Source organism: Bradyrhizobium sp. CCBAU 51765, assembly GCF_015291725.1.
GTDB lineage: Bacteria > Pseudomonadota > Alphaproteobacteria > Rhizobiales > Xanthobacteraceae > Bradyrhizobium > Bradyrhizobium liaoningense.
This window is the reverse complement of sequence record NZ_CP030038.1, coordinates 3,401,110-3,418,135: the sequence shown is the minus strand read 5'-3', so window position 1 is coordinate 3,418,135 and position 17,026 is coordinate 3,401,110. Positions and strand designations below refer to the sequence as shown.

The window sequence follows — 17,026 nt, the reverse complement described above, 5'->3', positions numbered from 1 at the left end:
CAGCTTGAGACCGACGACAATCAGGCAAACTTCTTCTGGACTTCTGCCGACACGTTGGCCGGCGCTTCTGCGTAGTGGTCGAACTGCATGGTGAAGGTCGCGCGACCCTGGCTCATCGAGCGCAGATTGTTCACGTAACCGAACATGTTCATGAGCGGCACCATCGCGTTGATGACGTTGGCGTTGCCGCGCATGTCCTGTCCCTGGATCTGACCGCGCCGGGAATTCAGATCGCCGATGACCGAGCCGGTGTAGTCTTCCGGGGTCACCACCTCGACCTTCATGATCGGCTCGAGCAGGACGGACTTGCCCATCTGCAGCGCTTCGCGGAAGCAGGCGCGCGAAGCGATTTCGAAGGCGAGCGCCGACGAGTCGACGTCGTGATACTTGCCGTCGACGAGCGTCACCTTGACGTCGACCACGGGGAAGCCCGCGACCACGCCCGACGACAGCACGCTCTCCAGGCCCTTCTCGACGCCGGGGATGTATTCCTTCGGCACCGCGCCGCCCACGATCTTCGATTCGAACTCGTAGCCCTTGCCGGGCTCGTTCGGCTCGACGATGAACGACACGGCCGCGAACTGGCCGGTACCGCCGGTCTGCTTCTTGTGGGTGTAGCTGTGCTCCACCCGCTTGGTGACGCGCTCACGGAACGCCACTTGCGGCGCACCGATGTTGGCGTCGACCTTGTAGGTGCGCTTGAGGATGTCGACCTTGATGTCGAGATGGAGTTCGCCCATGCCCTTGAGGATGGTCTGGCCGGACTCGTGGTCGGTCGACACGCGGAAGGACGGATCCTCCGCGGCGAGCTTGGCCAGCGCCACGCCCAGCTTCTCCTGGTCGGCCTTGGACTTCGGCTCGATCGCGATCTCGATGACCGGCTCGGGGAATTCCATCTTCTCCAGGATCACCTGCTTGTCGGGATCGCACAGCGTGTCACCGGTGCGCGCTTCCTTCAGGCCCGCCAGCGCGACGATGTCGCCGGCATAGGCTTCCTTGATGTCCTCGCGGTTGTTCGCATGCATCAGGAGCATGCGCCCGATCCGCTCCTTCTTCTCGCGGGTCGAGTTCACGACGCCGGTGCCGCTCTGCAGAACGCCGGAGTAGATGCGGCAGAAGGTGATGGTGCCGACGAACGGATCGTCCATGATCTTGAACGCGAGCAGCGCCAAGGGCTCCTTGTCGTCCGCCTTGCGCACGACTTCGTTGCCCTTGTCGTCGGTGCCCTTGATCGCAGGCACGTCGAGCGGCGACGGCAGATAATCGACGACGGCGTCGAGCAGCGGCTGCACGCCCTTGTTCTTGAAGGCCGAGCCGCACAGCACGGGATAGAAGGCGCCGGTCAGCACCGCCTTGCGGATCAGCCGCTTCAGCGTCGCCTCGTCCGGCTCCTTGCCGTCGAGATAGGCGGCCATGGCGTCGTCGTCGAGCTCGACGGCGGCCTCCACCATCTTCTCGCGATATTCCTTGGCCTGGTCGACGAGGTCTTCCGGAATGTCGACATAGTCGAACTTGGCGCCGAGCGCTTCATCGTTCCAGACGACGCCCTTCATCTTCACGAGGTCGATGAGACCCTTGAAGTTGTTCTCGGCACCGATCGGAAGCTGGATCGCGACGGGCTTCGCACCCAGACGGTCGACGATGTCGGACAGACACTTGAAAAAGTCCGCACCGATCTTGTCCATCTTGTTGGCGAAGACGATGCGCGGAACCTTGTACTTGTCGCCCTGGCGCCAGACGGTCTCGGTCTGGGGCTCGACGCCCTGGTTCGAGTCGAGCACGCAGACGGCGCCGTCGAGCACACGCAGCGAACGCTCGACCTCGATGGTGAAGTCGACGTGGCCAGGCGTGTCGATGATGTTCAGGCGCTTGCCGTTCCAGAACGCGGTGGTGGCAGCCGAAGTGATCGTGATGCCACGCTCCTGCTCCTGCTCCATCCAGTCCATCGTCGCGGCACCTTCGTGCACTTCGCCGATCTTGTGGCTCTTGCCGGTGTAATAGAGGATGCGCTCGGTCGTCGTGGTCTTGCCGGCGTCGATATGCGCCATGATACCGAAGTTACGGTAGTCCTCGATGGCATGTTGGCGGGGCATGGGCGTTCCTTGCGAGTCCGAGTGTGTCGCCGTTACCAGCGATAGTGCGAGAAGGCGCGGTTGGCTTCCGCCATGCGGTGCACGTCTTCGCGCTTCTTGACGGCGTTCCCCCGGTTATTCGATGCATCCAGGAGCTCCGCCGAGAGCCGCTCGGTCATCGTCTTCTCGTTGCGCTCGCGCGCAGCCGCGATCAGCCAGCGGATGCCCAGGGCCTGACGGCGGGTCGAACGAACCTCGACCGGAACCTGGTAGGTCGCGCCGCCGACGCGGCGGGAGCGCACTTCGATGGTCGGCATGACGTTCTCGAGCGCCTGCTCGAACACGCCGAGCGGGCTCTGCTTGGTCTTGCTTTCGATGAGGCCGAACGCGCCGTAGACGATACCTTCGGCGACCGACTTCTTGCCGGCGTACATCACCGAGTTCATGAACTTCGTGACGATGATGTTCCCGAACTTCGGATCGGGAAGGACTTCACGCTTTTCAGCAGAATGGCGACGAGACATGGACCTGGTTCCCGCTTACTTCGGACGCTTGGCGCCGTACTTCGAACGACGCTGCTTACGGTTCTTGACGCCCTGGGTATCCAGAACGCCGCGGAGGATGTGATAGCGCACGCCCGGCAAGTCCTTGACGCGGCCACCGCGGATCATGACCACCGAGTGCTCCTGAAGGTTATGGCCCTCGCCGGGGATGTAGCCGATCACCTCGAAGCCGTTGGTCAGACGCACCTTGGCGACCTTACGAAGCGCCGAGTTCGGCTTCTTCGGGGTCGTGGTGTAGACGCGGGTGCAAACACCACGCTTCTGCGGCGACTGCTGCAGCGCCGGCACCTTCTTGCGCGACTTCTGCACTTCACGCGGTTGAGCGATCAGCTGGTTGATCGTCGGCATCCTGGCCTTACCCTTTGTTCTGCCGCGGTCCCTACCGGGTCCGCTGTCTTGCCGCGGCCCGTTGCCGGGACCGCAAATTCTTTCGAGCCACCCGCCCGACGAGGCCGCCTCATGCGAACAATCCGCACAAAGCGAAATTGCGCCAACCGCTCCATCACCGAGCGGAAAGCGCTTCGACGCCACAGAGGACCGCAGTAACAAGGCCATTCGGCGTAAAGCCGCGGCCCGCGCACTGAGGTCATGCATCCGAATTCGATCTCAAGAGAACTTGCTCAAGAGAACTAAAGTCGCACTGGCATTGCCTAGCTATGATCGACAGCGTTTGAGCGGCATTCGTCGAGGTTGGTGCCCGTCTTGCACGATCCTTCGCGGACTTGGTCCTTTGGGATCAACGGGTGGCCCGTTCCGACGCTGGCGATGCTCACCGCCTGTCGTTAAGTGAGGCGCTTTCTATAGGCGAGAATCGGTCCAGTCAAGGCGAAACGACAGTTAGAAGGCGCTTCATGCGCCTGCAGAACAAGCCCCTTCTGCGCCCTCACCGCGCCAGTCCGATCGGGGAATGAAGGGTCGCGCAGTCAGCTCCGGCGATATTACACCCGGATTAAATGTACTTTTATTACCAAACCGAGGCTCTTTTCCCGCCTTATCAACGAATCCGCCTTGTGCGGCGGGGATCCAGGGCAATCGCCCGCCGTGACACCCGGTTGCGCCAGCGATGTCCGGGCAGCGTTGATCGACCGGCGCGAGTTGATGCCGCCAACCTAAGGACACCAAGAATCAGCGGCTCCGCTCCGGCCGAACGATTTGCATCCGGGAATCACCGAGCCGGAGCTGCAGTGCCCGGCCCCGGTCACTCCTCGTCCTCTTCGTCATCGTCGTCGTCGCTTCTGTCGTCGTCGTGAACCGGCGCGCCATGCGGCTGATGGATCTGGTCGTTCCACAGCTTGCGATAGGTGCCGTTCTTGGCGAGCAATTCGGCGTGGGAGCCGCGCTCGATCGCCCTGCCCCCTGAAATCACGATGATCTCGTCCATCTCGACCACCGAGGTCAGACGGTGAGTCGACCAGATCATGGTGCGGCCCTTGGCGATCTTGAGCAGCGTGCGGTTGATCGCGGCCTCCGTGGTCTGGTCGAGTGCCGACGTGGCCTCGTCCAGCAGCAGTACGGACGGGTTACGGATGATTGCGCGTGCGATCGCGATGCGCTGGCGCTGGCCGCCGGACAGCGTGTCTCCGCGCTCGCCGACCGGCGTGTCGTATCGCTGCGGCAGGCTCATGATGTAGCGGTGGATCTCGGCCTTCTTGGCGGCGTCCTCCACCTCCGCGTCGGTCGCCCCCTCCTTGCCGAGCCGGATGTTCTCGCGGATCGACATGTTGAACAGCATGTTCTCCTGGAACACCACCGCCATGCTCCGGCGCAGCGAATCCAGCGTCACCTTGCGAACGTCGACGCCGTCGATGGTGACGCGGCCTTCGTCGGGCACGTAGAGCCGCAGGATCAGGTTGAGCAGCGTGCTCTTGCCGGAGCCGCTCGGGCCGACGATCGCGATGCGCTTGCCGGCATTGAGCTTGAGGCTGAGATTGTCCAGCACCGGCGTCTGACTGCCCTCGTACCGGAAGGTGACGTGATCGAACGTAATGTCGTGGGTGATGCGCGGCAGATCGGGCGCGCCGGGGCGATCGGCGCTCCGGGTCGGCTCGTCGAGCAGTTCCTGGATGTGGCGGATCGCGGCGGCCGACGAGATCGACACCGGGATGAAATGCATCACATGAGCGATGTTGTAGGAAACCTCCCAGAACGCGCTCTCGAAGGTGACGAAGGTGCCGATGGTGATCTGGCCCTTGGTCGCGAGATACGCGCCGATCGCGAGCACCACGAGGTGCAGGAGGAGCACCGAGATGGTGACCGTCCGCTCCACCATGGTCGAGAGGAACGCGGCCGAGGCAATTTTGTTGCGGGTCTCGTCGTTGCGCAAGGTGAAGAAGCCGAACATCTTGCGTTGCAGGCTGAACGCCTTGATCACGGCCTGGGCGGCAACGTTCTCCTGAACCATGCCGAGCAGCGCGCTCTCGTTGAGCTTCTGCTCGTAATTGGCCTGCACCGCCTTGGGCGTCAGGATCCGCGGGCCGATCAGCGTGATCGGGAACACGAGCAACGCGACGACCGCAAGCTGCCAGTTCAAGAACAACATCAGGATGATGCCTGCGATCAGTTCCAGGAATGGCAGCGCGGCACTGTTTGCAAAAGTCTTGACCGAGCCTTCGAAAGCCGAGAGGTCGACGGAGAAGCGCGACAGGATCTCGCCGCGCTTGGTACGCCCGAAATAGGCCGCCGGCAGGTCCTGGACGTGCTCGAAGAGGCGCTTGCGGACGTCGGAGATGATGCAGGCGGCGAGCCGCGCATCCCAGCGCTCGTACCAGACGGCAACGATCGAGGTGAAGATGCCGGCGACCGCAAGCACGCCCAGGATCTTGTACAGCGCCTGGAAATCCTCCTCGCCGAGCGCTTCGTCGATCAGGAACTTGAGACTAAGCGGCATGATGACGTTGAACAGCGTCTCCACGAAGACGCCGAACGCCACGAATGACAGCATCCGCTTGTAGTTCGTCAGATAGGGCTTGACGAACCCGACGATGGTCGCGAGCGCGCCGGCGGCTTCGCTCGCGGTGAAGACGACGAGATCCTCGTCCTCATCGTCCTCGTCGAGCTCCAGCTCGTCGTCCCCTACGTCTTCGCCGTCCTCATCATCTTCGAGGTCCGGCTTGGCCGCGGAGGCGAGCTTGTCGTCGAGCTCGGCCGCCTCTTCCGCAGCGAGCTTCTGTTTGTCGGGCAAGAGAGGCTTGGATGCCATGAAACCAACCGATGCTGACGGCCGGCATGACCGCAGAGAATGCGCTATTGCACCGATTCTATGCGATCAGGATGAATTCGGCAAAACAATTGGCCAATCGATCCGCACCCCGCGGCTAGTCTTCGTCCTCGACCTTGTCGAAGAAGGAATAGCGCAAACTGTCGGCGTCGGCGTACCACTGCCCCGGCCCCTTGTTGGCGGCGAGCGTCGCCTCCCACAGCGCATCGGTGCAATCCTTGCGGTGCATCGACAGGTCGAAGCCGTTGCCGAAGAACAGTTCGGACCATTCCCACCAGGTGCCGAGCTTCTTGACCCCGCGCAGCAGGTCGTAGCGGTCGATCAGCGCCGGCGCCATGTCCGAGGTGACCGAACCGAACACGAGGCCGGTCTTGACCACGCGGTTGAGCTCGCGGATCGCACGGGCCACCTGTTTCGGGGAAACGTGGCAGAGGCTGGTCTCGAACACGAAGTCGAACGTGTCGTCCTTGAACGGCATGTCGGTGATCGAGCCGAGCTTGTTGTACTTCTTCAGCGCTTTCGGCGTCTTGGCGTGGATGGCGCGGTTGTTCTCGATTCCCCACGCATCGATGCCGCGATCACGCAGCGCGCCGACCAGTTCGCCGCTGGCGGCCCCCGCGACCAGCAGCTTGGCGTCCGTTGCCTTGCCCCAGACGATCCCGATCAGCCTGCTGAGGTAATCGGGATCGGTGAAGTGCCGCCACGCCTCGTGGTAGGGACCGAGGCCGCGATAATTCTCGAAATAGTCGCGGTCGATCTTGTCCGACAGCGGCTTGTCGTCCTGTGCGCGCTCGCGGCGCAGGCGCATCATCTCGGTCAGGATGATGTCGGTCGCCGCATCCGAAGAATCGAGCAGGCCGTTCAGCGTCGAGTCGAACAGATAGTCGCCGACTACCACGATGCCGGGATGCTCCTTCGGCTCGGGCCGGTGGTTGGTCATCACGTCGCGCACGGGCAGACCGCCGGGAATCGCGTTCACCGACGACAGCCAGCGGTGGATCTTGCCTTCCATGAAATGCGAACGCGCATCGCCGAAAGAAGCCGGCAGCGATTTCAGGGCGACATCGATCAGTTCCTGGTCCGACAGATTGGCGAAAGCCAGCGCGTCGGAGCCCGGAATGAGCCAATTTAGAACGCCATGCTTGCCGACGTCGTGGCGCGCGCCCTCGTTGTAGACGCAGCAGCCGCCGAAAGCCTCCGACATGAACCAGGCGCCCGGAATCTTCTCGCCCCAGAACGGCTCGTCGAACAGGATTGAGACGCGCAGATAGTGCGCGGGCCGATCGAAATAGGCGACGTGCTTGACCATCGACTTGCGCAGCTGCTCGCCCTCCCAGCTGAGGGTGGCGAGCCACGAATGCGGCAGGCAGACCAGCACGAGATCGAAGTCGCGGGTTTCCGGCCCCTTGCCGTTCATCATCTTGAGCTGATAGCGGCCGGTCGGCGCCTTGCCGACGGTGAGCACGCGGTGATTGAGCTGGATGTCGGCATTGACCTCCGACTGCAGGCACTCGATCAGCTGCTCGTTGCCGTTCTGGATGGAATAGAGGCCGATATAGCCATCGACATCCATCAGATAGTTCTTGAGCGCGTTGAGACCGTTGGTGTTGTGGCTCTCGGTCGCGATGTCGGAGCGGGCCATGACCTTGAAGAAACGCTTTGCCGTCTCGTCCTCGACCTCCTCGTCGAGCACCTGCTCGGCGGTCTTGTAAGCCCAGGGATTCTCGTTGTCGTGCGCGCCGACGCCCTCGTAATATTCAACCGGCGACAACATCTCGGTGCAGCGCTCGCGGAATGCCTCGATCGCGGCCGCGGTCCTGGCGCCGTATTTGCGGCGCATGTCGGGCACGTCATTGAGGAGCTCGCCGCCGAAATGGACCTGCTCGGCATCCATCGGAATGGTCTGGAGGCCGAAATGCTGGATCAGCTCGCGCAGCGGGTCCGGCCCCGTCATCGAGTAGTCGTAGATCTCGGCAACACCGGCCTCGTACATCGCGGGCGCCGAATCGAATTTGCGCGTGACGATCTTGCCGCCAAGCCGGTCGGAGGCCTCGTAGATGGTGACGCGGCAGAGATCGCCGAGCTTACGCTTCAGATACCAGGCGCTCATCAGCCCGCCGGGGCCGCCGCCTACGATTGCAAGATCAAGCATGTGAGTTCCGTGGTCCTCCGGCGCTGCCCCCCATCACGGGACCACCGGTCTAGGCTCTCCTAGCAGAAGCGCTTTTACGGCTGAAGGAAAGATGAACAAAGGCTGATCCTGCATCGCAGCAAGCAAAGAAAGCAGCAAAAAGGCCGGCAAAAGCCGGCCTTTTCATTGTCCTCGGTATTCCTACGGATGAACGATCATTCCGCAGGCGGCAGCGCAGGAAGCTCAGCTTCCGGTGCCGGCGACACGACGGCCGTCTGCTTCTCGCGCTCGTCCAGGATCAGCTTGTCGCGCTTCATGGCGACTTCGCGGATCTTGGCCATGGAGGCGCCGGTGCCCGCCGGGATCAGCCGGCCGACGATGACGTTCTCCTTGAGGCCCTCGAGCGGATCGATCTTGCCGTTGACCGCCGCCTCGGTGAGGACGCGTGTGGTCTCCTGGAACGATGCTGCCGAGAAGAAGGACCGGGTCTGGAGACTCGCCTTGGTGATGCCGAGCAGAACCGGCGTTCCCGTCGCGGGCTTCTTGCCCTCTTCCTTGGCCTTCACGTTCAGCGCGTCGAACTCGATCTTGTCGACCTGCTCGCCGGAGATCATGTCCGTATCGCCCTGATCGGTGATTTCCACCTTCTGGAGCATCTGACGGACAATCACCTCGATGTGCTTGTCGTTGATGAGCACGCCCTGCAGCCGGTAGACCTCCTGGATCTCGTTGACCAGATAGGCCGCGAGCTCCTCGATGCCCTTCACCGCAAGGATGTCGTGCGGCGCCGGGTTGCCTTCCACGATGAAGTCGCCCTTTTCGACGACGTCGCCGTCCTGAAGGTGGATGTGCTTGCCCTTCGGGATCAGGTACTCGCGCGGCTCGTCGGTCTTGTCCATCGGCTCGATCGAGATGCGACGCTTGTTCTTGTAGTCGCGCCCGAACCGGATCGTGCCCGCGATTTCGGCGATGATCGCCGCATCCTTCGGGCGCCGCGCCTCGAACAACTCCGCCACCCGCGGCAGACCGCCGGTGATGTCACGCGTCTTGGCGCTTTCGGTCGAGACACGGGCGAGGATGTCGCCCGGCTGTACCTTGGCTCCGATGTCGACCGAGAGAATGGCATCGACCGACAGCATGTAGCGGGCGTCGCCGCCACGGGCGAGTTTGAGCACCTTGCCGTCCTTGCCCTTCACCACAATGGCCGGACGCAGGTCCGCGCCGCCGCGCGTCGAGCGCCAGTCGATGACCACGCGCTTGGCGATACCGGTGGCTTCGTCGAGCGTTTCCGAGATCGACTGCCCCTCGACCAGATCCTCGAAGCCGATGGTGCCTTCGACTTCGGTGAGCAGCGGCCGGGTGTAGGGATCCCACTCGACGATGCGCTGGCCGCGCTTGACCATGTCGCCTTCGTCGACATGCAGGCGCGAACCGTACTGGATACGGTGCGTCGCACGCTCGGTGCCGTCGGCATCGACGATCGCGACAACCATGTTGCGCACCATCGCGATCAGATGACCTTCGCTGTTGCGAGCGATGGCCTTGTTCCGGATCACGATCTTGCCGTCGAAATTGGCTTCGACGAAAGACTGCTCGTTGAGCTGCGCCGCACCACCGATGTGGAAGGTGCGCATGGTGAGCTGGGTGCCCGGCTCGCCGATCGACTGCGCCGCGATGACGCCGACCGCTTCGCCGTGGTTGACCGGCGTGCCGCGGGCGAGGTCGCGGCCGTAGCACTTGCCGCAGATGCCGTTGACGAGTTCGCAGGTCAGCGCCGAGCGGATCTTCACCTCCTGCACGCCACCCTGCTGAATGGCCTCCAGATGGCTCTCTTCCATCAGCGTATCGCGCTTGATGATCACCTTGCCCGAGCTGTCACGCACGTCTTCGCAGGCCGTGCGTCCGAGGATGCGCGAGCCGAGCGAAGCGACCACGGTGCCAGCATCGACGATGGCGCGCATCTTGATGCCGAGCTTGGTGCCGCAGTCGCTCTGCGTAATGATGCAGTCCTGCGCCACGTCGACGAGACGACGCGTCAGGTAGCCGGAGTTCGCGGTCTTCAACGCAGTGTCCGCGAGGCCCTTGCGGGCGCCGTGGGTCGAGTTGAAGTACTCGAGCACCGAGAGGCCTTCCTTGAAGTTCGAGATGATCGGCGTCTCGATGATCTCGCCCGACGGCTTGGCCATCAGGCCGCGCATGCCTGCGAGCTGGCGCATCTGGGCCGGCGAACCGCGGGCACCGGAGTGAGCCATCATGTAGATCGAGTTGATGTCGGCTTCGGCTCCGCTCGCCGTCTTCTTGGTGGCGGAGATCTCCTTCATCATCGCCTTGGCGATTTCTTCCGTGGCCTTCGACCAGGCGTCGACGACCTTGTTGTACTTCTCGCCATGCGTGATCAGACCGTCGTTGTACTGCTGCTCGAAATCCTTCGCCAGCGTACGGGTGGTATCGACGATCTTCCACTTGCCGTGCGGCACGACCATATCGTCCTTGCCGAACGAGATGCCGGCCTTGAACGCGTTGTAGAAGCCGAGCGCCATGATGCGGTCGCAGAAGATCACCGTCTCCTTCTGGCCGCAGTGACGGTAGACCTGGTCGATGACGCCGGAGATCTCGCGCTTGGTCATCAGCTTGTTGATGATCTCGTACGAGATCCGCGGGTTCTTCGGCAGCAAATTGCCGAGCATGACGCGGCCGGCAGTGGTCTCGATCCAGCGCCTCGAGACCTTGCCAGTCTCGTCCATGCCTTCCCACCGGTACTTGATCTTGGTGTGGAGGTGGATGACCTTCGCGTGCAGCGCGTGCTCGAGCTCGGCCATGTCGCCGAACACCTTGCCCTCGCCGGGCAGGCCTTCGCGCATGATCGAGACGTAGTACAGGCCGAGCACGATGTCCTGCGACGGCACGATGATCGGCTGGCCGTTCGCCGGATGCAGGATGTTGTTGGTCGACATCATCAGGACGCGCGCTTCCAGCTGCGCTTCCAGCGACAGCGGAACGTGCACGGCCATCTGGTCGCCGTCGAAGTCGGCGTTGAACGCGGAGCAGACCAGCGGGTGGAGCTGGATCGCCTTGCCCTCGATCAGCACCGGCTCGAACGCCTGGATGCCGAGGCGATGCAGCGTCGGCGCGCGGTTGAGCAGCACCGGATGCTCGCGGATCACCTCGTCCAGGATGTCCCAGACCTCGGGACGCTCCTTCTCGACCAGCTTCTTGGCCTGCTTCACCGTGGTGGACAGGCCCTTGGCGTCAAGCCGCGAATAGATGAACGGCTTGAACAGCTCGAGCGCCATCTTCTTCGGCAGGCCGCACTGATGCAGGCGCAGCTCGGGACCGACCACGATCACCGAACGACCCGAATAGTCGACGCGCTTGCCGAGCAGGTTCTGACGGAAGCGGCCCTGCTTGCCCTTGAGCATGTCGGCGAGCGACTTCAGCGGGCGCTTGTTGGCGCCCGTGATGACGCGGCCGCGGCGGCCGTTGTCGAACAGCGCGTCGACGGCCTCCTGAAGCATGCGCTTCTCGTTGCGGATGATGATGTCGGGCGCGCGCAGCTCCATCAGCCGCTTCAAGCGATTGTTGCGGTTGATGACGCGGCGGTAGAGGTCGTTGAGGTCGGAGGTCGCGAAGCGGCCGCCGTCGAGCGGCACTAGCGGACGCAGGTCCGGCGGGATCACCGGCACCACGGTCATGATCATCCATTCCGGCTTGTTGCCGGAGTGGCGGAACGCTTCCACGATCTTCAGACGCTTGGCGAGCTTCTTGTGCTTGATGTCGGAGTCGGTCTCCTGCATCTCGACACGCAGGGAAGCCTCGAGCTTCTCGAGGTCCATGCCCTTGAGCAGTTCGCGGATCGCTTCGGCGCCGATCATGGCGGTGAAGGAATCCTGGCCGTACTCGTCCTGCGCCTTCAGATACTCGTCTTCCGACAGCAGCTGACGGTCCTTCAGCGCGGTGAGGCCCGGCTCCAGCACGACGTAATATTCGAAGTAGAGGATCCGCTCGAGATCCTTCAGCGTCATGTCGAGCAGGAGGCCGATGCGCGAGGGCAGCGACTTCAGGAACCAGATGTGGGCGACGGGAGCTGCGAGCTCGATATGGCCCATGCGCTCGCGCCGGACGCGCGACAGCGTGACCTCGACCGAGCACTTCTCGCAGATGATGCCCTTGTACTTCATGCGCTTGTACTTGCCGCACAAGCACTCATAGTCCTTGATCGGCCCGAAGATGCGGGCGCAGAACAGGCCGTCGCGCTCGGGCTTGAAGGTGCGGTAGTTGATGGTCTCCGGCTTCTTGATCTCGCCGTAGGACCAGGACAGAATCTTCTCTGGGGACGCGATCGAGATCCGGATCTGGTCGAAGACCTGAGCCGGCGTCGTCGGATTGAAGAGATTCATAATTTCTTGGTTCATCGTCTTCTCCTCGCGTGCCGGTCGCCTCCGGCCGCAAATTCGAAAATCATTCAACGAGGCGCCCTGCCCTCAAGGCCTCGGGAAGGGCGCCGATGCCCGGCCGCGAAGGCCGGGCATGAAAGGTCGAATTACTCGGCCGCTTCCGACGTCGGCGCCGGTCCCATCTTGGAGTTGTGCAGGTCGACGTTGAGGCCGAGCGAGCGCATTTCCTTGACCAGCACGTTGAACGATTCCGGAATACCGGCCTCGAACGTGTCGTCACCGCGCACGATCGCCTCGTACACCTTGGTACGGCCGGCGACGTCGTCCGACTTCACCGTCAGCATCTCCTGGAGCGTGTACGCCGCGCCGTAAGCCTCGAGCGCCCACACCTCCATTTCGCCGAAGCGCTGGCCGCCGAACTGCGCCTTGCCGCCCAGCGGCTGCTGGGTGACGAGCGAGTACGGACCGATCGAACGCGCATGGATCTTGTCGTCGACCAGATGGTGCAGCTTGAGCATGTAGATGTAGCCCACCGTCACCTTGCGATCGAACGGATCGCCGGTGCGGCCGTCATAGACGGTCGACTGACCCGAAGCGTCGAGACCGGCAAGCTTCAGCATCTCCTCGATGTCGGCTTCCTTGGCACCGTCGAACACCGGCGTCGCGATCGGCACGCCGCGGCTGAGGTTATGGCCGAGTTCAAGCAGCTCGTTGTCGTTGAGCGACTTGATCGTCTCGTCCTCGCCGTAGACCTTCTTCAAGGTTTCCTTCAGCGGCTTGATGTCCTGCTTCGACAGGTACGCATCGACCGTCTGGCCGATACGCTTGCCGAGGCCGGCACAGGCCCAGCCGAGATGGGTCTCGAGGATCTGTCCGACGTTCATGCGCGAGGGCACGCCGAGCGGATTGAGCACGATGTCGGCATGCGTACCGTCTTCGAGGAACGGCATGTCCTCGATCGGCACGATCTTCGACACCACGCCCTTGTTGCCGTGGCGGCCGGCCATCTTGTCGCCGGGCTGGATCTTGCGCTTCACCGCGACGAAGACCTTGACCATCTTCATCACGCCGGGCGGCAATTCGTCGCCGCGCTGAAGCTTCTCGACCTTGTCGAGGAAGCGCTGTTCCAGCCCCTTCTTCGACTCGTCGTACTGCTTCCGCATGGCCTCGATTTCGGCCATCAGCTTGTCGTTGGGCGAAGCGAACAGCCACCACTGCGACTTCGGGTACTCCTCGAGCACCGCACGGGTGATCTTGGTGTCCTTCTTGAAGCCCTTCGGACCCGCAATGCCCTGCCGGCCCTCGAGGAGCTCGGCGAGACGGTTGTAGACGTTGCGGTCCAGGATCGCCTGCTCGTCGTCGCGGTCCTTGGCGAGGCGCTCGATCTCTTCCCGCTCGATCGCCAACGCACGCTCGTCCTTGTCGACGCCGTGACGGTTGAACACGCGCACTTCGACGATCGTGCCCTGCACGCCCGGAGGAACGCGCAGCGAGGTGTCGCGCACGTCGGAGGCCTTCTCGCCGAAGATGGCGCGCAGGAGCTTCTCTTCCGGCGTCATCGGGCTTTCGCCCTTCGGCGTGATCTTGCCGACCAGGATGTCGCCGGCGCGCACTTCCGCGCCGATGTAGACGATACCGGCTTCGTCGAGGTTCTTCAGCGCTTCTTCCGAGACGTTCGGAATGTCGCGGGTGATTTCCTCAGGTCCGAGCTTGGTGTCGCGGGCCATCACCTCGAACTCCTCGATGTGGATCGAGGTGAAGACGTCTTCCTTCACGATCCGCTCGGAGAGCAGGATCGAGTCTTCGAAGTTGTAGCCGTTCCACGGCATGAACGCGACCAGCACGTTGCGGCCGAGCGCGAGCTCGCCGAGATCGGTCGACGGACCGTCAGCGATGATGTCGCCCTTCTTGACGATGTCGCCGACCTTCACCAGCGGGCGCTGGTTGATGCAGGTCGACTGGTTCGAGCGCTGGTACTTCATGAGACGATAGATATCGACGCCCGACTTGGTGGGATCGAGATCTTCCGTGGCACGGATGACGACGCGGGTGGCGTCGATCTGGTCGATCACGCCCGAGCGGCGTGCCGCGATCGCGGCACCCGAGTCACGAGCAACGACGCCCTCCATGCCGGTGCCGACGAACGGCGCCTCGGCGCGAACCAGCGGCACTGCCTGGCGCTGCATGTTCGAGCCCATCAGCGCGCGGTTGGCGTCGTCGTTCTCGAGGAACGGGATCAGCGCCGCGGCGACCGAAACGAGCTGCTTCGGCGACACGTCCATGTAGTCGACCTTGTCGGGCGTCATCGGCACGACGTCGCGGGTTCCGCTCGAGCGGCAGACCACGAGGTCTTCGGTGAAGCGACCCTTGGCGTCGATCGGCACGTTGGCCTGAGCCACCGAATAGCGCCCTTCTTCCATCGCCGACAGGTACACCACCTCGTCGGTGACGCGGCCGTCCTTGACCTTGCGGTACGGCGTCTCGACGAAGCCGTACTTGTTCACGCGCGCGAAGGTCGCGAGCGAGTTGATCAGGCCGATGTTCGGACCTTCCGGCGTCTCGATCGGGCAGATGCGGCCGTAATGCGTCGGATGCACGTCGCGCACCTCGAAGCCGGCGCGCTCGCGGGTCAGACCGCCCGGTCCGAGCGCCGACAGGCGGCGCTTGTGGGTGATCTCCGACAGCGGGTTGGTCTGGTCCATGAACTGCGAGAGCTGCGAGGAACCGAAGAACTCGCGCACGGCGGCGGCCGCCGGCTTGGCGTTGATCAGGTCCTGCGGCATGACCGTGTCGATGTCGACCGAGGACATGCGCTCCTTGATCGCGCGCTCCATGCGCAGCAGGCCGATGCGGTACTGGTTCTCCATGAGCTCGCCGACCGAACGCACACGGCGGTTGCCGAGATGGTCGATGTCGTCGATCTCGCCCTTGCCGTCGCGCAGATCCACCAGCGTCTTGATGACGGAGAGGATGTCCTCCTTGCGCAGCGTGCGCTGGGTGTCGGGCGCATCGAGGTCGAGGCGCATGTTCATCTTGACGCGGCCGACCGCGGACAGGTCGTAGCGTTCGGCGTCGAAGAACAGCGACTGGAACATGGCCTGCGCCGATTCCAGCGTCGGCGGTTCGCCCGGACGCATCACGCGGTAGATGTCGAACAGCGCATCCTCACGCGTCATGTTCTTGTCGGCCGACAGCGTGTTGCGGATGTAGGGGCCGACATTGACGTGGTCGATGTCGAGCAGCGGCAGCTCCTTGTAGCCCTGCTCGTTGAGCGCCTTCATCAGCTTGTCGGTGATTTCCTCACCGGCCTCGGCGTGGATCTCACCGGTCTTCGGGTTGACGAGATCCTCGGCGACGTAGTTGCCGACCAGCTCCTCGTCGGCCATGCGCAGCGCCTTCAGCCCCTTCTCCTGGAGCTGGCGGGCGGCGCGAACGGTGAGCTTCTTGCCGGCCTCGAGCACGACCTTGCCGGTGTCGGCGTCGATCAGGTCGTTGACGGTCGAGTAGCCGCGGAAACGGTTGGCGTCGAACGGAACGCGCCAGCCTTCCTTGGTCCGCTTGTAGAGAATCTTCTTGTAGAACGTGGACAGGATCGCCTCGCCGTCGAGGCCGAGGGCGAACATCAGCGACGTCACCGGAATCTTGCGGCGACGGTCGATACGCGCATAGACGATGTCCTTGGCGTCGAACTCGATGTCGAGCCAGGAGCCGCGATACGGGATGACGCGGGCGGCGAACAGCAGCTTGCCCGAGGAATGGGTCTTGCCCTTGTCGTGGTCGAAGAACACGCCGGGCGACCGATGCATCTGCGAGACGATGACGCGCTCGGTGCCGTTGACGATGAAGGTGCCGTTCATCGTCATGAGCGGGATGTCGCCCATGTAGACGTCCTGCTCCTTGATGTCCTTCACCGACTTCGCGCCGGTTTCCTCGTCGATATCGAACACGATGAGGCGCAGCGTCACCTTGAGCGGCGCAGCGAAGGTCATGCCGCGCTGGCGGCACTCGTCGACGTCGTATTTGGGCTGCTCGAACTCGTAGCGGACGAATTCCAGCATCGATGTGCCCGAAAAGTCGGAGATCGGAAACACCGAGCGGAACACCGCCTGCAGACCCTCGTCGAGACGGCCGCCCGAGGGTTCGTCGACCATCAGGAACTGGTCATAGGACGCCTTCTGAACCTCGATGAGGTTCGGCATCTCGGCGACTTCCTTGATGTGTCCGAAGAACTTGCGAACACGTTTGCGACCGGTGAATGTCTGCTGCGCCATCGTGGCCTCTCATTTTCGTCGCCCGCTCTGGGCGCGCCGTCCGGAACGCGGCTGCCACCGCTCTCCGGGTTGAATTTTCGAACCCGCCTTGGGGCCAGAGACGCAGCTTCAGGCTTGAATGTCCTGAATCTGTTCTTCAGACCTTCAAAACGCAAAACGACGCGCGGGGCGCAAGAGCGCACCCGCCCGTCACAACGATCGTCTTCACGGACTGCAAAAGCCCGAAATAGCCTGCTCTCCCAACGGCTTACAGGGAAATCCGGCATCCCTGCCCACCGCGCTTTCGTGCTGCCGACCCGATATGGGGCGACAATAGTGCAGATTCGAGGGGTAAACCCTCAAATCCCCACACTTTTTCGTGTTCGGCCTGCGTCGGGA

Annotated in this window: 7 protein-coding genes; all 7 read right to left on the bottom strand. The window is 63.0% G+C overall.

The features are described from left to right. Positions 1–20 precede the first annotated feature (20 nt). Positions 21–2,093 (bottom strand): elongation factor G, encoded by a 2,073-nt coding sequence (gene fusA / locus XH96_RS16300; protein ID WP_194393363.1) that lies wholly within the window; start codon positions 2,091–2,093, stop codon positions 21–23. A 32-nt stretch (positions 2,094–2,125) separates the two neighbouring features. After that, positions 2,126–2,596: a 30S ribosomal protein S7 gene (gene rpsG, locus XH96_RS16295; RefSeq protein WP_194393362.1), complete on the bottom strand. Its 471-nt coding sequence runs from the start codon at positions 2,594–2,596 to the stop codon at positions 2,126–2,128. Positions 2,597–2,611: 15 nt separating this feature from the next. Continuing rightward, entirely contained in the window at positions 2,612–2,983 is a 372-nt protein-coding gene (rpsL, locus tag XH96_RS16290; RefSeq protein WP_007603006.1) for a 30S ribosomal protein S12, read from the bottom strand. An 850-nt stretch (positions 2,984–3,833) separates the two neighbouring features. Then, positions 3,834–5,834, bottom strand: a complete 2,001-nt coding sequence (locus tag XH96_RS16285) for an ABC transporter ATP-binding protein (protein WP_194393361.1) — start codon at positions 5,832–5,834, stop codon at positions 3,834–3,836. A gap of 115 nt (positions 5,835–5,949) precedes the next feature. After that, positions 5,950–8,004 carry an FAD-dependent oxidoreductase gene (locus XH96_RS16280; RefSeq protein ID WP_194393360.1) on the bottom strand — a complete coding sequence of 685 codons (2,055 nt, stop codon included), beginning with the start codon at positions 8,002–8,004 and terminating at the stop codon, positions 5,950–5,952. A gap of 194 nt (positions 8,005–8,198) precedes the next feature. Continuing rightward, positions 8,199–12,395, bottom strand: a complete 4,197-nt coding sequence (gene rpoC, locus XH96_RS16275; protein WP_194393359.1) for a DNA-directed RNA polymerase subunit beta' — start codon at positions 12,393–12,395, stop codon at positions 8,199–8,201. Positions 12,396–12,523: 128 nt separating this feature from the next. Further along, a complete protein-coding gene (rpoB, locus tag XH96_RS16270) occupies positions 12,524–16,648 on the bottom strand; it encodes a DNA-directed RNA polymerase subunit beta (RefSeq protein ID WP_194393358.1) in 4,125 nt (1,374 codons plus the stop codon). Between the last annotated feature and the right edge of the window lie 378 nt (positions 16,649–17,026).